The 23,906-nt window shown below is 71.6% G+C and carries 21 protein-coding genes; 7 read left to right on the forward strand and 14 right to left on the reverse strand.

The window, feature by feature from the left end; genetic code table 11:
- Positions 1-8: 8 nt before the first annotated feature.
- Genes ABT114_RS19225 through ABT114_RS19235 form a run of 3 tightly spaced genes read right to left on the reverse strand, consistent with a single transcriptional unit; the run spans position 9 to position 3,609 of the window.
- Positions 9-830 carry a 3-oxoacyl-ACP reductase gene (locus ABT114_RS19225; RefSeq protein WP_351143992.1) on the reverse strand — a complete coding sequence of 274 codons (822 nt, stop codon included), beginning with the start codon at positions 828-830 and terminating at the stop codon, positions 9-11.
- Positions 827-2,230 carry an aldehyde dehydrogenase family protein gene (locus ABT114_RS19230; RefSeq protein WP_351143993.1) on the reverse strand — a complete coding sequence of 468 codons (1,404 nt, stop codon included), beginning with the start codon at positions 2,228-2,230 and terminating at the stop codon, positions 827-829. Before ABT114_RS19230 ends, ABT114_RS19225 begins: the two co-directional genes overlap by 4 nt.
- Before the next feature lie 8 nt (positions 2,231-2,238).
- The gene (locus tag ABT114_RS19235) at positions 2,239-3,609 is read right to left on the reverse strand and encodes a glutamine synthetase family protein (RefSeq protein ID WP_351143994.1); all 1,371 of its coding nucleotides are present in this window, start codon (positions 3,607-3,609) and stop codon (positions 2,239-2,241) included.
- A 94-nt stretch (positions 3,610-3,703) separates the two neighbouring features.
- Between ABT114_RS19235 and ABT114_RS19240 the strand changes: the two genes are divergently transcribed.
- Together ABT114_RS19240 and ABT114_RS19245 are read left to right on the forward strand one after the other, a co-directional pair.
- On the forward strand, positions 3,704-4,444 hold the full coding sequence (locus tag ABT114_RS19240) for a FadR/GntR family transcriptional regulator (RefSeq protein ID WP_351144222.1): 741 nt from the start codon (positions 3,704-3,706) through the stop codon (positions 4,442-4,444).
- A gap of 94 nt (positions 4,445-4,538) precedes the next feature.
- A complete protein-coding gene (locus ABT114_RS19245; protein ID WP_351143995.1) occupies positions 4,539-5,225 on the forward strand; it encodes a gamma-glutamyl-gamma-aminobutyrate hydrolase family protein in 687 nt (228 codons plus the stop codon).
- On the opposite strand, the gene ABT114_RS19250 is transcribed toward ABT114_RS19245, so the two are convergent.
- Both ABT114_RS19250 and ABT114_RS19255 read right to left on the reverse strand, forming a co-directional pair.
- Entirely contained in the window at positions 5,209-6,162 is a 954-nt protein-coding gene (locus tag ABT114_RS19250; RefSeq protein ID WP_351143996.1) for a phosphotransferase, read from the reverse strand. The two genes, ABT114_RS19245 and ABT114_RS19250, sit on opposite strands and share 17 nt — an antisense overlap.
- Before the next feature lie 164 nt (positions 6,163-6,326).
- A complete protein-coding gene (locus ABT114_RS19255) occupies positions 6,327-7,259 on the reverse strand; it encodes a LysR family transcriptional regulator (protein ID WP_351143997.1) in 933 nt (310 codons plus the stop codon).
- 70 nt (positions 7,260-7,329) lie between these two features.
- On the opposite strand from ABT114_RS19255, the gene ABT114_RS19260 reads away from it, so the two are divergent.
- A complete protein-coding gene (locus tag ABT114_RS19260; protein ID WP_351143998.1) occupies positions 7,330-8,508 on the forward strand; it encodes a TDT family transporter in 1,179 nt (392 codons plus the stop codon).
- Here the strand turns inward: ABT114_RS19260 and ABT114_RS19265 are convergent.
- From ABT114_RS19265 to ABT114_RS19280, 4 genes are all read right to left on the reverse strand, one after another.
- Entirely contained in the window at positions 8,420-9,139 is a 720-nt protein-coding gene (locus ABT114_RS19265) for a helical backbone metal receptor (protein WP_351143999.1), read from the reverse strand. The two genes, ABT114_RS19260 and ABT114_RS19265, sit on opposite strands and share 89 nt — an antisense overlap.
- 3 nt (positions 9,140-9,142) lie before the next feature.
- Positions 9,143-9,709 carry a helix-turn-helix domain-containing protein gene (locus tag ABT114_RS19270; protein ID WP_351144000.1) on the reverse strand — a complete coding sequence of 189 codons (567 nt, stop codon included), beginning with the start codon at positions 9,707-9,709 and terminating at the stop codon, positions 9,143-9,145.
- 644 nt (positions 9,710-10,353) lie between these two features.
- Complete coding sequence (locus tag ABT114_RS19275; protein WP_351144001.1) at positions 10,354-12,975, reverse strand: ABC transporter permease/substrate binding protein; 2,622 nt, start codon at positions 12,973-12,975, stop codon at positions 10,354-10,356.
- Positions 12,968-14,068 (reverse strand): quaternary amine ABC transporter ATP-binding protein, encoded by a 1,101-nt coding sequence (locus tag ABT114_RS19280; protein ID WP_351144002.1) that lies wholly within the window; start codon positions 14,066-14,068, stop codon positions 12,968-12,970. The genes ABT114_RS19275 and ABT114_RS19280 overlap by 8 nt, the downstream gene beginning before the upstream one ends.
- Positions 14,069-14,290: 222 nt before the next feature.
- On the opposite strand from ABT114_RS19280, the gene ABT114_RS19285 reads away from it, so the two are divergent.
- A complete protein-coding gene (locus ABT114_RS19285) occupies positions 14,291-15,211 on the forward strand; it encodes a 5'-3' exonuclease (RefSeq protein ID WP_502988343.1) in 921 nt (306 codons plus the stop codon).
- 151 nt (positions 15,212-15,362) lie between these two features.
- Positions 15,363-16,208, forward strand: coding sequence for a siderophore-interacting protein (locus tag ABT114_RS19290; protein ID WP_351144003.1), 846 nt, complete (start codon positions 15,363-15,365; stop codon positions 16,206-16,208).
- Positions 16,209-16,267: 59 nt separating this feature from the next.
- On the opposite strand, the gene ABT114_RS19295 is transcribed toward ABT114_RS19290, so the two are convergent.
- The 3 genes from ABT114_RS19295 to ABT114_RS19305 all read right to left on the reverse strand — a co-directional run bounded on the left by ABT114_RS19295 (position 16,268) and on the right by ABT114_RS19305 (position 18,852).
- Positions 16,268-17,044 (reverse strand): ABC transporter permease, encoded by a 777-nt coding sequence (locus ABT114_RS19295; RefSeq protein WP_351144004.1) that lies wholly within the window; start codon positions 17,042-17,044, stop codon positions 16,268-16,270.
- On the reverse strand, positions 17,041-18,057 hold the full coding sequence (locus ABT114_RS19300) for an ATP-binding cassette domain-containing protein (RefSeq protein ID WP_351144005.1): 1,017 nt from the start codon (positions 18,055-18,057) through the stop codon (positions 17,041-17,043). The genes ABT114_RS19295 and ABT114_RS19300 overlap by 4 nt, the downstream gene beginning before the upstream one ends.
- Positions 18,058-18,234: 177 nt before the next feature.
- A complete protein-coding gene (locus tag ABT114_RS19305) occupies positions 18,235-18,852 on the reverse strand; it encodes a PadR family transcriptional regulator (RefSeq protein WP_351144006.1) in 618 nt (205 codons plus the stop codon).
- A gap of 244 nt (positions 18,853-19,096) precedes the next feature.
- Here ABT114_RS19305 and ABT114_RS19310 point away from each other — a divergent pair, with 244 nt between their 5' ends.
- Positions 19,097-20,644 (forward strand): amino acid permease, encoded by a 1,548-nt coding sequence (locus ABT114_RS19310; protein ID WP_351144007.1) that lies wholly within the window; start codon positions 19,097-19,099, stop codon positions 20,642-20,644.
- 1 nt (position 20,645) lies between these two features.
- Here the strand turns inward: ABT114_RS19310 and ABT114_RS19315 are convergent, their stop codons facing one another.
- On the reverse strand, positions 20,646-21,227 hold the full coding sequence (locus ABT114_RS19315) for a GNAT family N-acetyltransferase (protein WP_351144008.1): 582 nt from the start codon (positions 21,225-21,227) through the stop codon (positions 20,646-20,648).
- Between the two features lie 191 nt (positions 21,228-21,418).
- On the opposite strand from ABT114_RS19315, the gene ABT114_RS19320 reads away from it, so the two are divergent.
- Entirely contained in the window at positions 21,419-22,390 is a 972-nt protein-coding gene (locus tag ABT114_RS19320) for an RluA family pseudouridine synthase (protein ID WP_351144009.1), read from the forward strand.
- Here ABT114_RS19320 and ABT114_RS19325 read toward each other — a convergent pair.
- Entirely contained in the window at positions 22,384-23,892 is a 1,509-nt protein-coding gene (locus tag ABT114_RS19325; protein WP_351144010.1) for a cytochrome P450, read from the reverse strand. The two genes, ABT114_RS19320 and ABT114_RS19325, sit on opposite strands and share 7 nt — an antisense overlap.
- Between the last annotated feature and the right edge of the window lie 14 nt (positions 23,893-23,906).

A 23,906-nucleotide genomic window follows, 5' to 3' on the forward strand; every position in this document is an offset into this window, starting at 1 on the left:
TTCGCCCCCTACAGGGGCGTGACGTACGCGCCCGAGATTCCGCCGTCCACCAGGAAGTCGCTGGCGTTCACGAAGGAGGAGTCGTCGCTGGCCAGGAAGGCGACGGCGGCGGCGATCTCCTCGGCCTCGGCGAACCGGCCGACCGGGATGTGCACGAGGCGGCGGGCGGCCCGCTCCGGGTCCTTGGCGAACAGCTCTTGGAGGAGCGGGGTGTTGACCGGCCCGGGGCAGAGGGCGTTGACGCGGATGCCCTCCCGCGCGAACTGCACGCCCAGTTCGCGGGACATGGCCAGGACGCCGCCCTTGGAGGCCGTGTACGAGATCTGGGAGGTGGCGGCGCCCATACGGGCCACGAAGGACGCCGTGTTGATGATGGAGCCCTTGCCCTGGCGCCGCATGTACGGGATCGCGGCCTTGCAGCACAGGTAGACGGAGGTGAGGTTGACCTCCTGGACGCGCTTCCACGCCTCCAGCCCGGTATCCAGGATGGAGTCGTCGTCCGGCGGGGAGATACCGGCGTTGTTGAAGGCGATGTCGACGCTGCCGTAGGTGTCGTAGGCCGTCTTGAACAAGGCCTCGACCTGCTCGGGGTCGGTGACGTCGACCTTCACGAAGATCCCGCCGACCTCCTCGGCGGCCGCCTTGCCGCGGGCGTCGTCGACATCACCGCAGACGACGTGGGCGCCCTCGGAGGCGAGCCGGCGGGCGGTGGCGAGGCCGATGCCGCTGCCGGCTCCGGTGATGACGGCGGTACGGCCGACCAGCCGACGGCAGCCTGGGGTCTGGGGGGAACCCCCAGAGGATGTAACAGTCTCCTGAGCCTGAGTCACAGTGCGGGGCCCTCCGTGCTGATGAAGACGTTCTTGGTTTCGGTGAAGGCGGTCAGGGCGTCGGGGCCGAGCTCGCGGCCGATGCCGGACTGCTTGAAGCCGCCGAAGGGGGTCCAGTAGCGGACGCTGGAGTGGGAGTTGACGGACAGGTTGCCGGCGCGGACGGCACCCGAGACGCGCAGGGCGCGGCCGACGTCCCGGGTCCAGATGGAGCCGGCCAGGCCGTAGTCGGTGGCGTTGGCCAGCGCCACGGCCTCCGCCTCGTCCTCGAAGGGCAGGACGACGGCGACCGGGCCGAAGACCTCCTCGACGGCCACGCGCGCGTGCGGGTCGACGCCGGTGAGGACGGTGGGCGGGAACCAGAAGCCGGGGCCCTCGGGGGCTTTGCCGCGAATGCCGGGCGCGGCCGCGTCGACGTACGAACGCACCCGCTCCAGCTGCACCTTGGAGATCAGCGGGCCCATCTGCGTGTTCTCGTCGGCCGGGTCGCCGACGAGGACGGACTCGACGGCGGGGGCGAGGAGGTCGAGGAAGCGGTCGTAGGCGCTGCGCTGGACGAGGATGCGGGTGCGGGCGCAGCAGTCCTGGCCGGAGTTGTCGAGGAAGGACATGGGGGCGGCGGCCGCGGCGGCTTCGAGGCCGGCGTCGGCGAAGACGATGTTCGGACTCTTGCCGCCGAGTTCGAGGGTGACGCGCTTGAGGAGGGCCGAGCCCTTCGCCAACACCTGTTTGCCTACGACCGTTGACCCAGTGAACACGATCTTCGCGACGCCGGGGTGCTCGACGAGCGCGTTACCGGCGACCGGGCCGCGCCCGGGCAGCACCTGGAAGAGACCCTCCGGCAGCCCGGCGGCCAGGGCGAGTTCGGCGAGGCGCAGGGCTGTCAGCGGCGTCGTCTCGGCGGGCTTGAGGATCACCGCGTTGCCCGCCGCGAGCGCCGGAGCCGTGCCCCAGGCCGCGATGGGCATGGGGAAGTTCCAGGGCGCGATGACGCCGACGACGCCGAGCGGTTCGAGGATCGTCACGTCGAGGCCGCCGGCCACCGGGATCTGCCGTCCCGTCAGCCGCTCCACTCCTCCGGCGGCGTAGTCGAGCAGGTCGCGGACGTTGCCCGCCTCCCAGCGGGCGTTGCCGACGGTGTGGCCGGCCTCCCGGACCTCCAGCTGCGCCAGTTCCTCGACATGTTCGTCGACGGTGGCCGCGAACCGGCGCAGCAGCCGGGCGCGGTCGCCGGGCGCGAGGGCGGCCCATCGCGCCTGTGCCCGGGCGGCGCGTACGACGGCCGCGTCCACGTCGGCCGCGGTGGCGGCCGGGACGGTTGCGACGACCTCCTCGGTGGCGGGATTCAGTACCCGAAGCTCGTGCTCGTGGGACTGCTCGTGGGACTGCTCGTAGGACACGAAGGGCCTCACATGCGTTCGAAGGAGCGGCGCAGCTCCCAGTCGGTGACCGCGGCGTCGAAGGCCTCCAGCTCGACGCGGGCCATGTTGCGGTAGTGCGCGACGACCTCGTCGCCGAAGGCGGCCTTGGCGATCGGGCTGTTCTCCCAGAGCTCGGCGGCCTCGCGCAGTGTGGTGGGAACGTGCTCGAACCCGGCGGTGTAGGCGTTGCCCGTACACGCCTCGGGCAGCTCCAGCTTCTGCTCGATGCCGTACAGCCCGGCCGCGACCAGCCCGGCGACGGCGAGATGCGGGTTGACGTCACCGCCGGGAAGCCGGTTCTCGAACCGCATCGAGCGGCCGTGGCCGACCACGCGCAGCGCGCAGGTGCGGTTGTCGTGGCCCCAGGCGACGGCGGTCGGCGCGAAGGAGCCCGGCTGGAAGCGCTTGTAGGAGTTGATGTTGGGGGCGTAGAGCAGCGAGAAGTCGCGGAGCGCGGCGAGCTGCCCGGCGAGGAAGTACCGCATGACGTCGGACATGCCGCCCGGCTCCTCGGCGGAGCCCGCCATGGCGTTCGCGCCGTCCGCGTCCGCGAGCGAGAGGTGGATGTGGCACGAGTTGCCCTCGCGCTCGTTGTACTTCGCCATGAAGGTCAGCGAGACGCCCTCCTGAGCGGCGATCTCCTTGGCGCCGGTCTTGTAGACGGCGTGCTGGTCGCAGGTGACCAGGGCCTCGTCGTAGCGGAACGCGATCTCGTGCTGGCCGGGATTGCACTCACCCTTGGCGGACTCCACGGTGAGGCCGGCACCGGCCATCTCGTTGCGGATGCGGCGCAGCAGGGGCTCGATACGGCCGGTGCCGAGCACCGAGTAGTCGATGTTGTACTGGTTGGCCGGGGTCAGCCCCCGGTAGTTGGCGTCCCAGGCCTGCTCATAGGTGTCCTTGAAGACGATGAACTCGAGTTCGGTGCCGACCTGGGCGGTGAACCCGTGCTCGGCGAGCCGTTCCAGCTGGCGGCGCAGGATCTGCCGGGGCGCGGCGACCACGGGGGACCGGTCGTCCCAGGCGAGGTCGGCGATCACCATGGCCGTACCGGCGTTCCAGGGCACGCGGCGGAGGGTGGACAGGTCCGGGTGCATGGCGAAGTCGCCGTAGCCACGTTCCCAGGAGGACATGGCGTAGCCGTCGACGGTGTTCATCTCGGTGTCGACGGCGAGGAGGTAGTTGCACCCCTCGGTGCCGTGCTCCAGCACCTCGTCGAGGAAGAACCGTGCGGCGAACCGCTTGCCCTGGAGGCGCCCTTGCATGTCGGGGAAGGCCAGGACGACAGTGTCGATCTCACCGCTCACGACGAGGGCGTGCAGCTCCTCGACACTCAGCGGCGGCGTGCGGTCTGCCACGGGGGGGCCTCCTTCGCCTTCTTCGGGCCGGGAGCCATAAGGTATTGCGGAGAACCATTGCTTGGGAAGGGAGTGCGGCCGGGTGTCGCAGGACATGGGCCCGGGCAGGCAGCCATCGGGCGGGCCGGCCGACGGTCTCACGCCGGTGCTGCGGCCGGTGCGGGCGGGCAACGGCTTCGAGGAGGCGCTGGAGCAGATCCTCCAGGTCGTACGGCTGGGCCTGGTGCCCGGCGGCGAGCGACTGCCGGCCGAGCGGGAGCTGGCGGAGCGGCTCGGGATAAGCCGGGTGACGCTGCGCGAAGTGCTGAAGGTGCTCCAGGACCAGGGCCTGGTGGAGTCCCGTAGGGGCCGGTACGGCGGAACGTTCGTGCTGCCGCGCACGGACGCCGGCGGCGAGGACGAGCTGCGGCGCCGGATCGCCGAGGTCGACATCGAGGACGTGCTGCGCTTCAGGGAGGTGCTGGAGGTGGGCGCGGCGGGGCTGTGCGCGGCGCACGGGCTGACGGACGAGCAGGCGGCCCGGCTGCGCGAGGCGCTGGCCCGCACGCACGACGCGCCGCTCGCGGACTACCGCCGCCTGGACACGCTGCTCCACCTCACGCTGGCCGAGCTGTGCGGCTCCCCGTCACTCACCGCCCAGTACGCGGCCGTCCGGGCGACGGTGAACGACCTGCTGGACTGCATCCCGCTCCTCGTGCGCAACCTGGAGCACTCGCAGCGCCAGCACATCGCGCTGGTCGAGGCGGTGCTGGACGGGGACACGGACGGGGCGCGGGAGATGATGCGGGAGCACTGCGCAGGGACGGCGGCGCTGCTGCGGGGGTTCCTCGCGTGAGGGCCGGCCGGCGGACGTCGGGCTCCCCCTTGCCTCGCACGGGCGGTCTCGGCAAAGGTATGAGGTCAATCCATTGCACGGTGTGGGAGGGCGCATGGCGCGCAGGCCGCTGATCGGCGTCAGTACGTATCTGGAGCCCGGGGCGCGCTGGGGCGCGTGGGAGCTGGAGGCGGCGCTGCTGCCGGCCGGGTACCCGCGGCTCGTGCAACAGGCCGGCGGCCTTGCCGCGATGCTGCCGCCGGACGCGCCGGAACACGCCGCGGCGACCGTGGCGCGCCTCGACGGGTTGGTGATCGCGGGCGGCCCGGACGTCGAACCGGTCCGCTACGGAGCCGAGCCCGACCCCCGCACCGGCCCGCCGGCCCGCGCCCGGGACGCCTGGGAGCTCGCCCTGATCGAGGGGGCGCTCGCCGCGCACGTCCCGCTGCTGGGCATCTGCCGGGGCATGCAACTGCTGAACGTCGCCCTCGGCGGCACGCTCGTCCAGCACGTCGACGGGCACGCGGACGTGGTCGGCGTCTTCGGCCGGCACCCGGTCAAGCCGGTCCCGGGCACGCTGTACGCCGGTGTCGTACCGGAGGAAACGGCCGTACCGACGTTTCACCACCAGGCCGTCGACCGCCTCGGCACCGGCCTGGCCCCGTCGGCCCACGCGGCGGACGGCACGGTCGAGGCGATCGAGCTGCCTGCCACGGCGGGGTGGGTACTGGGCGTGCAGTGGCACCCGGAGATGGGCGAGGACCTGCGGGTGATGCGGGCCCTGGTCACAGCCGCGTCCTGAGCCATTCCACGGCGGCCTCCCCCTGGGCCCGCTGAAAAGGGCGGAGGGTGGGCAGGCCGGGCGGCGGGGGCCGCAGCGCGTGTTCGAGGAAGTAGCCGGCGAGGCCGGCGAGGGCGGCGGTGACCGCGCCGGGGTCCGCGTCACGGCCCACCGGATGCGCGGTGAACACCTCCTGCGGATCCGGTCCGCCCTGCGCGCGCACGCACGGCAGCATCACGAGCAGGTCGAACCAGGGCGCGGCCCGCACGGCGTGCGGCCAGTCGACGAACACGACACCTCCGTCGGCGGTCAGCAGCATGTTGTCCGCCCGCAGGTCGGCGTGGGCGAGGGTGTCGCCGGAGACGGACTCGGGCCACGGGGCGGCGAGTTCGGCCAGGTCGGCCAGGTGGGCGACGCTCCAGTCGTCGAGTCGCCCGCGTACGTCGCCGGCCGCGCCGTCGCACAGTCGCCGCCAGCCGTCGAAGGCGTCACCGAGTTTCTCGGCAGCGGGCGGGGCGTCGAGGGGGGATGGGGTGAGGGTACGGCTGAGGTCCGCCACCGCGTCGAGCACGCGTCGCAACTCGGCCGGCCGCCACGGGACGTGGGGCTGGCGCCCCGCCACCTCCTCGAAGACCAGCGCGACCCAGGTGCCGTCGTCGTACGTGCCGAGGAGGCGGGGGGCGGGGACGGCGGGCGGGAGCGCGGCGGCGTTGCGCGCCTCCGTGCGGTGCAGGGCCGGGCTGTCGGGGTTGGTGTCCGCGCTGACCGCCTTGACGAAGGCACGGCGGCCGTCGGCGGTACGGAGGCGGGCGGCCGCGCCCGGGGAGAATCCGCCGGGCTCGGTGACGGCGTGGAGTACGGGCGCCCCGATGATGCGCGCGACGGCGTCGTGGACCCTCGCGGGGAGGGCTTCCCAGGGGGTGCGGGCGCCTGCGGCGGGCGGGGCGGTGGGGGGCATGCGGACCATGGTGGGGGCGGGTGGTTGCGGTTCGCCAAGGGTTTTCGTCCCCGCCGGTTTTCGCCCCCGCCGCCCCTACCCGTCCCATCCCGGGGCGCTGCCCCGGCCCCCGCTCCTCGAACGCCGGAGGGGCTGGATTCTCACCGACCGGAGCCCGAGAAAACCTAACCCCGCGTCAGCGAGAGCAACTCCCTCGCCGGGCCCACCGGCCGGTGTCCCGTGGGCCACACCGCCCGCAGGTCCCGTCGCAGTGAAACGCCCTCCACGGGGATGCTGACCAGGCGGCGCATCGCCAGTTCCTCCCCCACCGCCAGTTCGCTCAGCACAGCCGGGCCGGCGCCGCTGACCGCCGCCGCTTTCACCGCCGTGGTCGAGGACAGTTCGATCAGGGGGCGGGCCAGGCCCCCCAGGGCCACATCCAGGACCTGCCGGGTGCCCGAGCCCTCCTCCCGGAGGATCAGCGGCGTCGCGGCCAGCTCCTCGGCCGCCAGAGGGCGCCGGCGGCGGGCCCAGGGGTGGCGGGGAGCCGTCACCACGATCAGCCGGTCGTGGGCGATGACCGCGGAGTCCAGGCCGGTCGGCACCGACAGGCCCTCCACGAAGCCCAGGTCCGCCTCGTCCGAGAGCAGCCGTTCCGCCACCGCCGCCGAGTTCCCGGCCAGGAGCGACACCGCCGTGTCGGGGCGCTGGGCGCGCAGGGCGAGCAGCCAGCCCGGCAGCAGGTACTCGGCGATCGTCATGCTCGCCGCCACCCGCAGCCGGGAGTCACGGCGGTCGCGCAGCGCCTGCGCCCCCGCGTCGAAGGCCTCCGCCGCCTCGACCACGCGCCGCGCCCAGTCCGTCACCAGCGCCCCGGTGTCCGTGAGCCGGGAGCCGCGCGGTGAGCGGTCCACCAGGGCCACGCCCAGCTGGCGTTCCATCGAGCGGATCCGGCTGCTGGCGGCGGGCTGGGTGATGCCGAGTTCCCGCGCCGCCCCGCCGAGGCTGCCCAGCCGCGCCACGGCGAGCAGCAGCTCCAGCGCGCCGAGATCCGGGACCCGGTGCGCGATCGAACCGCCCGGCGCCCGCGTGCCGCCCTGCCCACTCGCGTCGCTCATAAGCCCACCTTATGCCCCCATAGAGACATAGTCCCTGGTCGCGGGCCTCGACCGGCGAAAAGGTGAGTCCATGGTCACCGCAGCCCAGCCCCTCCCCTATCCGGCGGTCCCCTCCCCGGAACTCCGCTGTCCGGCAGTCCGCCACCTCGGCCCCAACTGGTACGCCTCGGTCATGGGAACCGCCATCGTCGCCACGGCGGGAGCGGGGCTGCCCCTCCACCTCCCCGGCCTGCGCACCGCCTGCACGGCCGTCTGGGCCCTGTCCCTCGCCCTGCTGGTGACCCTGCTGACCGCCCGGGCCCTGCACTGGACCCACCACCGCGACCAGGCCCGCGCCCACCTCCTCGACCCGGCGGCGGCCCCGTTCTACGGCTGCCTGGCCATGGCGCTGTCGGCCGTCGGCGGCGGTGCCGTCACCGTCGGCCGGGACTCGATCGGGACCGGGCCGGCGGTCGCCCTCGACGCCATTCTCTTCACCGCCGGCACCACCGTCGGCCTGGCGGCAGCCATCGCCGTGCCGTACCTCATGGCCGTACGCCACCGGATCGAGCCGGGGCAGGCGACGCCCGTGTGGCTGCTGCCGGTCGTCGCGCCCATGGTGTCCGCCGCCCTCGGGCCGCTCCTGGTGCCGCATCTGCCGGCGGGGCAGCCTCGGGAGACGCTGCTCCTGGCGTGCTTCGCGTTGTTCGGGCTCAGCCTGCTCGCGACGCTGCTCATGCTGCCGCTGGTCTTCGCCCGGCTGCTCACCGGCGGCCCGCTGCCCCTCGCCCTCACCCCGACCCTGTTCCTGGTGCTGGGCCCGCTCGGCCAGTCCACGACCGCCGTGGCGAACGTCGCGGACGCCGCTCCGGGTGTCGTGCCCGCCCCGTACGAGCAGGGCTTCGCCACCCTCGCCGTCCTCTACGGCGTCCCCGTCATGGGCTTCGCGCTGCTCTGGCTCTGCTTCGCCACCGCCCACGTCTTTCGGGCCAGGAGGCACGGGATGGGCTTCGCGATGACCTGGTGGGCGTTCACCTTCCCGGTCGGCACCTGTGTCACGGGTGCCGAGGCGCTGGCCCGGCACACCGGGCTGGTCGCCTTCGACGGGCTCGCGGTGGGGCTGTACGCCGTGCTCCTCGGCGCCTGGGTCACCGTCGCCGCGCACACCGTCCGCGGTCTGGTCAGCGGTGAGCTGCTCGCAGCGCCGCGCCCAGTACCCGGGGCGCCTCGGCCAGCGAGGGGCCGTACCACGTCAGGTGCCGTCCGCTGACGAGCGCGCAGGGCAGGCCGGGGAAGGCCTCCGGGCCGTCGTCGGCGGTGAAGCGGTAGGGCTCGTCCGGGAGTACGACGACGTCCGGCTCCGCCGCGCGCAGCTCCTCCAGGGGGATGCGCGGGTAGCGCTCCGCATGGGACGCGTACACGTGGCCGACGCCCAGGCGGGCCAGCACGTCGCCGGCGAAGGTGTCGCGGCCCAGGACCATCCAGGGGCGGCGCCAGACCGGTACGACAGCGGTCCTACGGCTCTCCGGTAACGGCAGCGCCGCCCACGCCGCCTCCGCCTCGTCCAGCCACCGCGGCCGCCCCCGCGCCCCGCACGCCCGCAGCACCCGGTCCAGTTCCCGGAAGGCCTGCGGCACGTCCCGTACCTCGGTCACCAGCACCTCGACGCCCGCCGTACGCAGCGCCGCCAGATCGGGGGCGCGGTTCTCCTCCTCGTTGGCGACCACCAGGTCGGGAGCGAGCGCGAGAATGCGCTCGGCCTTCGGGTTCTTCGTACCGCCGACGCGGACCACGTCGAGGTCCGCCGGGTGGGTGCACCAGTCCGTGGCACCGACCAGGGCGCCGGGGACCGACACGGCCACCGCCTCCGTCAGGGACGGCACCAGCGAGACGACCCGCACCGTCTACCTCCGCCGGCCGCGGACCGCCTCGATGTGCTCCGCCACCGCGACCACGACCACGCGTGTGTCCGGGACGGTCGCCCGCCACCGGTGGCGCACCCCGCCGGTCAGGTACAGCGTGTCGCCGCGGCCGAGGCGGTACGCGCGCCCCTCCGCCTCGATCTCCACAGCGCCGTCGGCGACGTACATCAACTGGTCGTTGCGGTACTGGAACTCACGGCCCGCCTCATGGTCGCCGGTGAACTCCGAGGCGTGCATCTGATGGTGACCGCGCACCAGGGACCGGGCCCGGGGTTCGGTCCCCGGCTCGGTGTCCTCGGCGCGGACGACGTCGACGCTGCACGCCGGGTCGGCGGCGGCGAGGAGTTCGACGGCGGTGGTGCGCAGGGCGTCGGCGACCTTCTCCAGGGAGCTTCTGCTGGGCCGCGCCCGGTCGTTCTCGACCTGGCTCAGGAAGGGGACCGACAGGCCGCTGCGCTCCGCCACGACGGCAAGGGTGAGGTCCAGCGCGCGACGGCGGCGCCGCACGGCCGCGCCCACCCGCGGGGGCTGCTCTTTGTGGTCGCCCATCGCTCCGGCTCCCTCCTTCGCTCGTCGGTCGGCTGCCCGTGTGCCAGGGTCCGCACGCACTCCTTCTGATGAGTTCTCTGCACCCTACGCATGTTCGGCAAACCGTTTCAGGCACCCGTCAACATCGACGAAACACTGCGTCGGGTCGGACCTCACAGTTCTCGCCAGTGGGGCAGCTGCGGGGCCGGACGCCCTCGGGATCGGTGGCGAGCGTGTCCGAGGGGCCGAAGAAGGCCCGGCTGCCGCCGGGGGATGCGGACAGTCAGCAGGTCGGCACGTCCGGTCGCGGGCTCGTAGGCGTACGTCCGCAGGGTGCCGAGTCCTCGCGCACGGACTGACCCTCGATCAGCACGAGCGTGGTGCCGTTCAGTTGAACGCCTGAGCGGTTCCCGATGTTCCCGGCCGCCCCCAGGCCCGAACTGCCTGGTCGAGGCGGTGGTCGGGGCTCGCGTGGCGGGTCGGTGGCCTGGCGCTGTGTGGTTGTCCGGATCCTTTTCGTAGGAGGGAGCCGTCCGCCGCGCGCACATCGTGCCGAGCGTACGGACGCACCTCGGCCTGCGGACATGACCCGAGGGGTGGGCCTGACCACACGCTGTCAGGACGCGTGGTCAGGCCCACCCCTCGGGTGGCGGTCGGCGCAGCGACTACTGCTGCGGTGTCATGCGGTCGACGATGTCCGGGTGCTCCTTCAGCCAGGCCGCGACCGCTTCCTCCTCGTGGCCCTGGCCGCGTTCCTTGATCTCGCTCTCCAGGCTGCCGAGCTCGTCCTCGCTCATCTTGAAGTTCTTGATCCACTTCGTGAGCTGCGGGTACTGCTCCGGGAACTTCTCGTTGGAGATGGTACGGATCGTGTTGCCCTCGCCGAAGAGCTTCTTGTCGTCCTTCAGCTTGGTCAGGCCGTACTCGCTGTACGCCCAGTGCGGCGACCACAGGACGACCGCGACGGGCTCCTTCTTGGCGTAGGCGCGCTTGAGCTCGGCGAGCATCGCCGGTGTGGAGCCGTCGACGACCTTGTACTCCTTGTCCAGGCCGTAGCCCGGCAGGACCTTCGTCTTGAGCAGGTTCATCTCGCCGGTGCCCGGCTCGATGCCGATGATCTTCCCGTCGAAGGTCGACGCCTTGCCCTTGAGGTCCTCCAGGGACTTCACGTCCTTGACGTAGGAGGGCACAGCGATCTCCAGCGAGGTCGGCTGGTACCAGGTACCCAGGTCCTTGAGTCTGTCCTTGCTCTTGTCCCAGTAGTTCTTCTGGGCGTAGGGCAGCCAGGCGTCGAAGTTGAGGTCGAGGTCGCCGGAGGCGAGGCCGGTGTAGACCGGGCCGACGTCCATCTGCTTGAGGTTCAGCTGGTAGCCGCGCCGCTCCAGGACGTTCTTCCAGAGGTAGGTGACGGCGACGTCCTCGTCCCACGGGAACCAGGCGACGTCCACGGCGCGCTTGGCCTCGGCCGGGGTGGCGCCGGAGCCGCTCTGCACGGGAGCCAGCTTGTCGACGACTCCCGGGTTGTCCTTCAGCCAGGCGCGTACGGCGTCCTGCTGCTTGCCCTTGCCCGCCTTGTTGATCTCGGCCTCGAGGCTGGTGAGCTGCTTCTCGTTCAGCTTGAAGTTCTTCAGCCACTTGCCGACGACCGGGTTGTCGTCCGCGAAGCCCTTGCGGGCCAGCGTGTGCACGCCGTCGCCCTCGCCCCAGGCTCCCTTGGGGTCCTTCAGCTTCTTGAGGTCGTAGTCGTTGTACGCCCAGTGCGGCGACCAGAGCGTGACGACGATCGGTTCCTTCTTGCTGTAGGCGCGCTTGAGCTCGGCCAGCATCGCGGGCGTGGAGCTGTCGACGACCTTGTACTCCTTGTCCAGGCCGTACTCCTTGAGGACCTTGCTCTTGAGCAGGGCCATCTCGCCGGCGCTGGACTCGATGCCGGTGATCTTCCCGCCGAAGGTCGACGCCTTGCCCTTGAGGTCGTCCAGGGAGTCGACGTCCTTCATGTACGAGGGGACGCTCAGCTCCAGGGAGGTCTTGTCGTACCAGGCGCCGAGGTCGTCGAGCTGGTCGCCGTACTTCTTCCAGTACTGCGCGTGCGTGGTGGGCAGCCAGGAGTCGGTCTCGAAGTCGACGCTGCCCTGGGCGAGGGAGGTGTAGAGCGGCCCGGCGTCGTACTGCTTGGCGTCCACCTGGAAGCCGCGCTGTTCGAGGATCTCCTTCCACAGGTAGGTGGAGGCGACGCCCTCGTCCCAGGGGATGTAACCCATGGTGATCTTCTTGCCCTGGCCGACGTCCTTGCCGTCGGCGACGGCCGCGGAGCCGCCGTCGCCGCTGCCGAAGATCCCCATGCCGCCCGCCACCAGGCCGAGGATCACGACACCGACCACGGCGACCTGCGGGTGGGGCCGGTAGGACCAGATCTTCAGGCCCTGGGCCGCACGGGCCTTGGCGGCGGCGCGGCGGCCGAGCGGGGAGACCTGGGTGCCGAGGGCGCTGGTCATCCGGTCGAGGTAGATCGCGAGGATCACGATCGCGACGCCTGCTTCGGAGCCCAGGCCGACGTTGAGCTGGCCGATGGCCTCGTTGACGTCGCCGCCGAGACCGCCGGTGCCGACCATGCCGGCGATCGCGGCCATGGACAGGCCGAGCATGATCACCTGGTTGACGCCCGCCATCACCGTGGGCAATGCCAGCGGCAGCTGGACGCGCAGCAGGGTGTTGCGGGGCGTGGTGCCGAACGCCTCGGCGGCTTCGACCAACTCCTTGTCGACCTGCCGGATGCCCAGCTCGGTCATGCGCACACCCGGGGCGAGCGCGAAGATCAGGGTGGCGACGATGCCCGCGGAGGCGCCGGTGCCGAAGAAGAGGATCGCCGGGATGAGGTAGATCATCGCGGGCAGCGTCTGCATGAAGTCCAGGACCGGCCGGACCAGCCCGCTGACCCGGTTGGAGCGTGCTGCCCAGATGCCCACCGGCACCGAGATCACCAGCGCGATGATCGTGGCGACGAGGACGAGCGACAGCGTGACCATCGCGTCGTCCCACAGCTCGAGGGAGTCGATGAAGGCGAACCCCACGAAGGTGAGGACACCAGCGAGGGTGCCGCGCAGCCAGAAGGCCAGCACGGCGAGGATGCCGGCGAGCAGCAGCGGCTGCGGGGCCTGCAGGACGGCGTCGATGCCGTCGTAGGTGCCGGTGAAGACGGTCTTGAGGAAGTCGAAGAGCCAGGACACATGGCCGAGCAGCCAGTCGACCGCGTCGTTGACCCAGTCGCCGAGCGGGATCCTAGGCACGGGCCACCACCTTCTCGCCGCCCTTGTCGCCCTTGTCGCGCGGGGAGTCGCAGGTGCCGGGGGCGGCGGCCGGCTCGTCGCCGAGGAAACCGATGAGGCGCTGTCGTGGGACGACCCCGACGAGTGCGCGTTTCGCGTCGAGCACCGCGACCGGGTGCGACACCCGTGCGCTGATCGCGCACAGATCGGTGAACGGCGTCTCGGGCGTGGCGGTCTCGCAGTCGCAGTCGGCCTCGTCGCCGCGCACGTCACGGTCCATGACCGCGCCGGCCGTCAGCACCCGGGAGCGGTCGACATCCTGGGTGAAGGAGGCGACATAGTCGTTGGCGGGACGCATCAGGATGTCCTGCGCGGTGCCGATCTGCACGATCCGGCCGTCGCGCATCATCGCGACACGGTCGCCCAGGCGCATGGCCTCGTTGAGGTCGTGGGTGATGAAGACGATCGTCTTCTTCAGGGTCTTCTGCAGCTCGAGCAGCTGGTCCTGCATGTCGCGGCGGATCAGCGGGTCGAGGGCGCTGAAGGACTCGTCCATGAGCAGCAGGTCGGCGTCGGTGGCGAGCGCGCGGGCAAGGCCGACGCGCTGCTGCATGCCGCCCGACAGCTCGTCGGGCCAGGACTTCTCCCAGCCGGCCAGGCCACACAGGGCGAGCGCCTCGTCGGCGCGGCGTACGCGCTCGGCGCGGGGCACGCCCTGCACTTCCAGACCGTAGGCGGCGTTGTCGCGGACGCTGCGGTGCGGGAAGAGCGCGAAGTGCTGGAAGACCATGCTGATCTTCTTCGAGCGGACCTCGCGCAGTCCGCGGTCCCCGAGTGCGGTCAGGTCCTGGCCGCCGAAGCGGACATGCCCGGCCGTCGGCTCCAGCAGGCCGTTGAGCATGCGCAGCAACGTGGACTTTCCGGACCCGGACAGGCCCATGACGACGAAGATCTCGCCCGGCTCCACGGTGAAGGAGGCGTCGATCACGGCGGCTGTGGTGCCGTCGGCGCGCAGCTCCTCCCGGTCGGCTCCCTGGCGCAGTCTCTCGACTGCCTGGTCCGGTCGTCTGCCGAACACCTTGTAGAGGTTTTCGGCCTCAAGCCTGGCTGACACGCATGCCTCTTCTTCTCGGGGACAGGGAAAGGGGCGGTGGCCGACCGCAAACATTGAATGTGCAACCGGCGTCGCTCCGAAGCCGCGCCTGCCCCCGAACAAACCGGCCAAACGCATCAGTGGCCCAGTTCACAGCTCGTTTACACCCGCTCACATCCGCCACGCGCACGATCCTTGTCGCCCTGACGAGTGGCTGTCGGTGCCGTACGGCATGATGCGAGCGTGACCGGACGACTGATGCTCCTCGACACCGCCTCGCTGTACTTCCGCGCCTACTTCGGCGTGCCGGACTCCGTGCGGGCACCGGACGGCACGCCGGTGAACGCCGTGCGCGGGTTGCTGGAGTTCATCGACCGGCTGGCCAAGGACCACCACCCGGAGCACCTGGTGGCCTGCATGGACGCGGACTGGCGGCCGCGGTGGCGGGTCGACCTGATCCCGTCGTACAAGGCGCACCGTGTCGCCGAGGAGCACGAGGCCGGCCCGGACGAGGAGGAGGTGCCGGACACCCTGTCGCCCCAGGTGCCGGTCATCGAGGAGGTCCTGGACGCACTCGGCATCGCCCGCGTGGGCGTCGCGGGGTACGAGGCGGACGACGTGATCGGCACGTTCACCGCGCGCGCGAAGGGCCCGGTCGACATCGTCACCGGCGACCGCGACCTGTACCAGCTCGTGGACGACGCGCGCGGGGTGCGCGTGCTGTACCCCCTCAAGGGCGTGGGCACGCTGCAGCTGACCGACGAGGCGTGGCTGCGCGAGAAGTATGGGGTGGACGGGCCGGGGTACGCGGATCTGGCGCTGCTGCGCGGCGACCCGAGCGACGGCCTGCCGGGCGTGCCCGGTATCGGCGAGAAGACGGCGGCCAAGCTGCTGGCCGAGTTCGGCGACCTGACCGGGATCATGGCGGCCGTGGACGACCCGAAGGCGAAGCTCACGCCGTCGCAGCGCAAGCGGCTCGACGAGGCGCGGCCGTACGTGGCGGTCGCGCCGAAGGTCGTCCGGGTCGCCGACGACGTCCCGCTGCCCGACGTCGACACGGCACTGCCGCGTCACCCGCGCGACGCGGCGGCACTGGAGGAGCTGGCGGTGCGCTGGGGACTGGGAGGGTCACTGCAGCGGCTGCTCACCACACTGGGCGCGTAATCATTGTTCTCGTTTCAGGAAATGACATCTCTACCGGCGGAAAGCCATGCTCTGCGCGAGGGGTTCATGAACCTCTCATCAAGGGGGAGTTAACTGAGGCAAGAGATGCTAACTTAGGTAAACCTAAGCTTGGGAACACTGGGAGGCCGTCATGGCAGAACGTCCGGCACGGAAACCGCGGAAGCCCCACTCCGCGCAGGTCGTCCGCACCGAACGGCTGACCCCGCACATGCAGCGCGTGGTACTCGGCGGCGAGGGTCTGGCCGCCTTCACCGCGGGAACCTGCACCGACCACTATGTGAAGCTGCTGTTCCCGGCCGAGGGCGCGACCTACCCGGAACCCTTCGACATGGAGCGGATCCGGGCCGAGTTCCCGCGCGAGCAGTGGCCGGTGACCCGGACCTACACCGTGCGCGCCTGGGACCCCGAGAACCACGAGCTGACCCTGGACTTCGTCATCCACGGCGACGAGGGCCTCGCCGGGCCGTGGGCGATGCGCGTCCAGCCGGGCGAGACCGTCCGCTTCATGGGCCCCGGCGGCGCCTACGCCCCCGACGCCGGCGCCGACTGGCACCTGCTGGCCGGTGACGAGAGCGCGCTGCCCGCGATCGCGGCCGCACTGGAGGCGCTGCCCGAGGGCGCGGTGGCCCACGCCTTCGTGGAGGTCGCGGGACCCGAGGAGGAGCAGAAGGTCGACTCCGATGTGGAGGTCGTCTGGCTGCACCGCGGTGACCGGCCCATCGGCGAGAAGCTTCTCGAGGCGGTCCGGGGCCTGGACTTCCCCGAGGGCCGCGTCCACGCCTTCGTGCACGGCGAGGCCGGCTTCGTGAAGGAGCTGCGCCGGCTGCTGCGGGTGGAGCGGGAATTCCCGCGCGAGGACCTGTCGATCTCCGGCTACTGGCGGCTCGGCCACAACGAGGACGGCTGGCAGGCCTCCAAGCGGGAGTGGAACGCACGCGTGGAGGCGGAGCAGGAGGGCGCGGCGCCGACTGCGTGACACGTGCGCGGGGGCGGCACTTCGTCGAGGTGCCGCCCCCGCGTGACTTCACGGTGTGCTCACACCGACCGCTGGTACGACCGGAACGTCCGGATCGACAGCCACACCGCCGCCACCGCGAGCGCCAGCAGCGCACCGCCGCGGCTCAGCACGTCACCCCAGTCGGGGTTCTCGGACAGTGCCGAACGGCCCGCGACCATCGCCCAGTCGAGCGGGTTGAAATCGGCGATGTGCCGCATCCAGGAGGGCATCTGGGACGGCGCCATGAAGGCACTCGAGAGGAACGTCAGCGGCAGCAGCAGGAAGGTGTTGATGCCGATGATCGACTCCCGTTCGCGCACCAGCATGCCCAGCGCGTTGGACAGCGCCCCGAAGACCGTGCCGAGCAGCACGGCGGCGAGGACCAGGATCATGATGCCGCCGATGCCACCCGGGTAGTCGGCACCGCCCAGCCGGCCGAGCAGCACGATGACGACCGACTGGAACGCGGTGACCAGCCCGTTGTTGACGACGTTCCCGTTCATCAGCGCGGCCCGGCTGACCGGCGTGGTCAGGAACCGGTTGAGGGTGCCCCGCTGGATCTCGTCGAGGGTCGTCATCCCCGCCCACATGTTGGAGCTGAGGGCGCTCATGACGACCACGCCGGGGACGAGGTAGTCGAGGTACGAGGTGGTACCGAAGCCGCCCAGCTCGACGACCTTCTTGAAGAGGCTGCCGAACAGGAACAGCCAGATCACCGGCTGGATCAGGGTGATGATCGCGTACGCCGGCTGGCGGGCGAACACCATGAGTTGGCGCTGGGTCATGTACCAGGTCTGGGAGACGGCCGTGCTCATCGCGCACCTCCGGCGAGGACGAGGTTCTCGGTGGCTTCGGCGTCGGCCTCGGAGTATCGGCGGCCCGCGTAGCGGAGGTAGACGTCGTCGAGGGAGGGCCGGGCGACGGTCGCGGCCGCTACACCGACCCCGGCGCGTTCGAGAGCCCCGAGCAGTGCGGGTACGGCGGCTGCTCCGTCGTCGGCGCGGACGCTGACGCGGCGCCCGTCGACCAGCACCTCGTGCATGCCGGGCAGTCCGCCGAGGGCGCCCTCGAGGAGGGTACGGCCGGCCTCACCGACCGCTTCCCGCAGCTCCAGGTGGACGGCGTCGCCGCGCAGTTCGCCCTTGAGGGAGTCCGGCGTGCCCTCGACGACGACCCGGCCGCGGTCGACGATGGCGATGCGCTCGGCGAGCCGGTCGGCCTCCTCGAGGTAGTGCGTGGTGAGCAGGATGGTCAGACCCTCCTCACCGGCGAGCCGGTCGATCTCGTCCCACATCGCCGTGCGGGCCTCGGGATCCAGGCCGGTGGTGGGCTCGTCGAGGAAAAGCACTTCGGGCCGGTGCACCAGGCCGAGGGCGACGTCGAGACGGCGCCGCATACCGCCGGAGTAGCCCTTGACCTGGCGCCGGGCGGCGTCGGCGAGGCTGAAGCGGTCGAGCAGCTCGTCCACGCGCGCACTGAGTGCGGCGCCCTTCAACCCGTAGAGCCTGCCCTGGAGTTGGAGGTTCTCGCGGCCCGTGGCGACCGGGTCGGCGCCGGAGCTCTGGGCGACCACGCCGATCGCGCGGCGCACCCGGTCCGGGTGGCGCAGCACGTCGTGCCCGGCGACGGTCGCCGAGCCCGAGTCGGGGCGGGCCAGGGTGGTGAGGATCTTGACGGTGGTGGACTTGCCGGCGCCGTTGGGCCCGAGGAGCCCGAAGACGGTGCCCGGTTCGACGGTGACGTCCATGCCGCGCAGGGCGGTGACATCACCGGCGTAGGTCTTGATCAGCTGGCGCGCCTCCACTGCGGGCGCACGGGTACTACTCATGACGACAGCTCCCCATGAATAAGCGGATGTACAGCGATACGTCTGATCCGCATGAAGAGCACCGGGCTATCCTGGGTGTGCCGCACCTCGATCGCCTGGAGCTGCCTCACGGCGGATTCAGTTCGGGGTTCGAGACCCCGGCGGAGCTGCTGCAACAGCTCGGTCGGGGTCTTTCTCTCAGGTGAATTCCGGTGGCAGCTCCCCCGTTTCATGGAAGTGGCGCCACCCGTCGACGCCCGGCAGCGAGCCCTTCTCGATCTCCTCCAGGAGACCGCGGACCCAGTCCGCCTGCGCCTCGACCATGTGCAACTGGTACTCGAGCTCGACGAGGAAGAGCCGCGGGAGCGACTCACAGAGCTTCTCCAGCGCCGCGCGCCCACTGGCCGCCTGCACGTCCAGGTTCTGCACCCGTTCCTTCAGCAGCCGCACCACCTCGTCCGGATGCAGCGCACCGCACAGCGACAGCGCGGTCTCGAAGATCGGGAACTCCTTGACCGGAACGGCCAGCAGATCGGAGAGCCAACCGGTCATCTCCTCGCGCCCGGCCTCGGTGAGGCCGTAGACCGTGCGCTCGGGGCGGTTGCCCTGGCGCTCGACCTCGGTGACCTCCACGAAGCCGTGCTTCTCGAGGTTCTGCACCACCGTGTACAGCGAGCCGTAGTTGATCTTCATGCTGACGTCCTTGCCCTGGCGGCGCAGGGTCTGGGCGATCTCGTACGGATGCATCGGCTTCTGCCAAAGGGTCACCATCACGGCGAGCGCCAGCGGGTTGCCGAGCTTGCGGCGCTTTGCCATCCCGACCACCTCGCCTCCGAATATCCGCGGCCGAACATATCGCGACTGAACATATCGCGATTGAGCGGCGAGCGTCAATAGACACGATGTATCGCGTTTCTGTGCGCGCGGCAAGGGCGTGAGGACTTGGGCCCGTCGCGGACATGCCGGCGTGACGCGCGCGAAACAGCCCGTCCCTAATTTCTGTCGCCTGACAGGAATTCCGCACCACTCTCCGCTCCCCGCGCCGAAGGCAGGTGCCGCCGTGACGACAACCGCCCCCTCCGACGTTCGCCCCGACCCACCCCACTCCCCCGACGACCACTCCCTCGCCGAGTTCGGCTACCGCCAGGAACTGCACCGCAGCCTCGGCCGGTACGCGTCGTTCGCGGCCGGGTTCTCCTTCATCTCCGTCCTGACGACCGTCTTCCAGTTCTTCGCCTTCGGGTACGCGTTCGGCGGCCCCGTCTTCTTCTGGGCCTGGCCGGCGGTGCTGGTCGGACAGCTGCTGGTGGCCGCCTGCTTCGCCGAACTGGCCGCCCGCTACCCGATCTCGGGCGCCATCTATCAGTGGTCCTCACGCCTGGCGAACGCCTCCTTCGGCTGGTTCGCCGGCTGGATCATGGTGATCGGGCAGATCGTGGTGGTCGCGGCGGCGGCGCTGGCCCTCCAGATGGTGCTGCCGGCGATCTGGTCCGGCTTCCAGCTGATCGGCGACGACCCGGCACCGACCTCCGCGGACGGCGCGGCCAACGCAGCGCTGCTCGGCGTGGTCCTCCTGGCCCTGACGACCCTGGTGAACGTCCTGGACAACCGCGTGATGTCCGTGGTCAACCGCGTCGGTGTGACCGCCGAGATCATCGGCGCGGTCCTCATCGTCGTCCTTCTGCTCACCCACTCCGAGCGCTCCCCCGGCATCACCTTCCACACCGAAGGCGCCGCCCAGGACGGCCTGTTCGGCGCGCTGCTCGTGGGCTCGTTCACGGCGGCGTACGTGATGATCGGCTTCGACAGTGCGGGCGAGATGAGCGAGGAGACGCACAACCCCCGGCGCACCGCACCCCGTACGATCCTCACCGCACTCGGCGCGGCCGGCCTGCTGGGCGGGCTGATCGTGCTGGGCGGCCTGCTCGCGGCGCCCAGCCTCACCGACGGACACCTGGCGGTGGACGGCCTCAGCTACGTCCTCACCAGCAGCCTGGGCGACGGGGTCGGCAAGCTCCTGCTGGCCGACGTGGTGGTGGCGATCGCGGTGGCGACCCTGGCGATCCAGACCGCGGCCTGCCGCATGCTGTTCTCGATGGCCCGCGACGGCCAACTGCCCTTCTCCCGCCGCCTGGCGAAGGTCAACCCGCGCACCGGCATGCCCAGCGCCCCCGCCCTGGTCGTCGGCGTCCTCGCCGCGGCCCTGCTGCTGCTGAACTTCGCCTCCCCGGAGGCGTTCCTGGCCATCGGCACCACCTGCATCGTGATGCTCTACCTGGCCTACGCGATGGTCACCGGCCCGCTGCTGGTACGGCGCCTGCGCGGCGAGTTCACCACCGAAGGCACCGACGAGACGGGCACCCCGCTGTTCTCCCTGGGCCGCTGGGGCGTCCCCGTCAACGCGCTCGCCCTCCTGTACGGCCTGCTCATGACGGTCAACCTCGCCTGGCCGCGGGCGGCGGTGTACGACCCGGCGGGCGGACACTGGTACTTCCAGTGGTTCACGGTGCTGTTCCTGGCGGTGGCACTCGCGGCGGGCGTGGCCTACCGGACGTACCGCAAACGGGCGGCGGCCGGGGCCGTGGTACCGGAGACAGCGGTCGCCTGAGTCAGTCGCCCTGTACGCGTGCGTGCAGGTGCATGTCGTGCCAGCCGTCTCGGTGGAGGCCCGCGCTGCGTTTGGTGCCCTCCAGGGCGAAGCCGGTCTTGGCGGCGACTCGGCAGGACGCCTCGTTGGCGGTGGCGTGGGTGAGTTCCAGACGGTGGAAACCGATCCCGTCGAGGGCCCAGGCGGCCAGGGTCGCCGTGGCCCGCGCGGCCACCCCCTGGCCCCGGGCCGCCGGCACGGTCCAGTAGGCGACCTCGGCCACGCCGTCGGCGAGCACGATGTCGCGCAGCGCCACCCGGCCGAGCAGCCGGCCGGTGGTCTCGTCGGCGACGGCCCACTGGGCGTCACGCTCCCCCGTCCAGGCCTGCCGCCACTCCTCGATCCAGCCGCCGACCTCGTCCTCGGAGTCGGCGGCGCGGACGTGCCACTGATGCATGGCCGGGTCCTGGAAGGCACGGTGGACCGCGGGCGCGTCCTCGGTGCACCAGGGCCGCAGGACCAGGCCGTCGCCGGTGAGGAGGCTGGGCTGAGGTGCGCGGGAGAGGGTGCCTGCGGGCAGGACGTCGGTCGTCAGGAAGGGCATGGTCCGTATCGTGCCCAGCGGACCGCGGGCGGGCCCAGTACTTTTCCGGCGCCGCGCGCCGCGCCGATGCCGTGTGCCGCGCCAGCGCCCTGTGCCGCGCCGGTGCCCCAGCGGGCCGCGGGCGGGCCCAGTACTTTTCCGGCGCCGCGCGCCGCGCCGGTGCCCTGCGCCGCCTCGTAGGCTGGGCGGCGATGAGACGCCGAACCCCGCCACCGCCCTCCCCGCTGCCCCAGCGCCACGGGGTGGACCCGGTGCGGGTGCGGCTGCCCGCCGAGGGGGCGTGGGACACGGTGCGCGCGTACCTGGTGGAGCGGATGTCGGGGGCGGCGGCGGGCGTGGTCGCCGGGATGTTCGACGCGGGACTGATCGTCGGGGCGGACGGGCGGGCCGTGCCACCGGAGGCGGCGTACGCGCCGGGGACCTACGTGTGGTTCCACCGGGAGCTGCCCGCCGAGGTGCCGGTGCCCTTCCCGTTGGAGGTCGTGTACCGCGACGCGCACATCGTCGTCGCCGACAAACCACACTTCCTGGCCACGACACCGCGCGGCAGCCATGTCACCGAGACCGCGCTGGCCCGGCTGCGGCGGGAACTCGGCATCCCCACGCTGGGCGCCGCGCACCGGCTGGACCGGCTCACGGCCGGGCTGGTGCTGTTCACGGTGCGGCCCGAGGAGCGCGGCGCGTACCAGACGCTGTTCAGCGACCGGCGGGTACGCAAGGAGTACGAGGCCGTCGCCCCGTACGATCCCTCGCTCGCCCTGCCCCGGACGGTGCGCAGCCGGATCGTGAAGGAGCGCGGGGTGCTGGCCGCGCGCGAGGTCGAGGGCGAGCCGAACGCGGTCAGCCGCGTCGAGCTGATCGAGCATCGTACCGATCGAGCAGGCGACCGAGCAGCCGCACTGGGCCGTTACCGGCTGCTGCCCGCCACCGGTCAGACCCATCAGCTGCGGGTGCACCTGAACACGCTGGGCGTGCCGATCCTGGGTGATCCGCTGTATCCCGTGGTGACCGGCCCCGTACCGGACGGTGACTTCCGGCGACCGCTGCAACTGCTGGCGCGGGAGCTGGAGTTCACCGATCCGGTCACGGGGGCGGCGCACCGGTTCCGCAGCGGGCGGACACTCGCCGCGTGGTCCGCGTACGGAGAGTGGGCCGGTCAGTAACCGCGCCACCAGCGCAGGAGGCGCCGCCAGGCGCCCGGCCGGCGGGGCGGCTCCTCCGGCGTAGGAGCGGGCTGCGCCGCAGCGGGCTGTGCGGGCGCGACCGGCTGGGGTGCCGGTGCCGGGGCGGCAGCCTGCGCGGGCTGCGGCCCGAGCGTGCCGACCTGCCAGGTGGAGCGCTGCGACGGGATCGGGTTGCCGTGGGTCGGCGCCACCGTCACGTCCTGTTCCGGCTTCGGCTCGAACACCACGGGCAGATCCACCAGATGCCGCGAGGCGATCGACTCCGTCCAGCGCAACTCGTCCTCATCGCACTCGAGTTGGACGTCCGGCAGCCGCCTCAGCAACGCGTCGACGCCGACGTCGGCGATGGCGCGGCCGATGTCCTGCCCGGGGCACTCGTGCGGGCCGCCACCGAAGGCGAGGTGGGAGCGGTTGCCCTGCATGCTGGCGGACAGGTCGGGGCGTACCCGCGGGTCGACGTTGCCCGGGGCGGGGGCGAAGAGCAGCCCGTCACCCTTGCGGATGCGCTGACCGCCCAGCTCCGTGTCCTGCTTGGCGAAGTAGCCCAGGATGCCGCTGAACGGCGGCTCGTCCCACAGGGACTGCTCGACCGCCTCGGGCACCGTCATCTGCCCGCCGTTGAGCCGGGCCACGAAGCCCGGGTCGGTGAGCACCCTGCGCAGCACGTTGCTGAGAAGGTTCGTCGTGGCCTCGTAGGCGGCGAAGAGCACCAGCCGCAGATGCTCCCTGACCTCGTCGTCGGTGAGCCGCGCCGGGTGCATGATCAGGTGACTGGTGAAGTCCTCCTCGGGCTGGGCCCGGCGGCGGGTGGTGAGCCGGCTCAGCGCGTCCACGACGTAGCCGTGGCTGGCGATCGCCGTCTCGGTGCCCTTGAGCGCGTCGCGGGCGGCCTGCACCATCCGGTCGTTGTACTCGTCGGGCATGCCGAGGATCTCGCACAGCACGGCCATCGGAAGGTGCTCGGCGAACTGGCTGACCAGGTCGGCGTGCCCCTTCCGGCAGAAGTCGTTGACGAGTCGCTGGGTGTAGCGGTAGATGTGCCGACGGACGCCACGGTGGTCGATCGTCGACATGGCGCCGATGACCGCCCCCCGCAGCCGCAGGTGCTCGTCCCCCTCGGCATGGGAGCAGATGGGCTGCCAGGCGATGTGCGGCATGAGCGGGTGGTCGGGTTTGACCGCGCCCTCCAGCAGCGGGTTCCAGATGCGGGTGTCCCGGGTGTACTGCGAGGGCGTGCGCACCATGTGCATGTTCTCGGCGTGGCCGAGGACCACCCACATCGGTACGTCGTCATGGAGCAGGACAGGCGCCACGGGGCCGTACTCGTCCCGCAGTTGCTCGTACAGGTCGCCCAGGTCCGCTGCTTCGGGGCCGTAGATCCGGTGCAGTCCGCCGGGGCCGCGGCCGTGCGCGGGACAGCCGGGGGGCGGGCCGCTCATGAGGTCGTCCGTACCGGTCGTGGGGTGGTGTTCAGGCGTCACGGTGGTCGCTCCGA

It is taken from the genome of Streptomyces sp. NPDC002088 (assembly GCF_040296605.1).
In the GTDB taxonomy this organism is placed as follows: Bacteria; Actinomycetota; Actinomycetes; order Streptomycetales; family Streptomycetaceae; genus Streptomyces.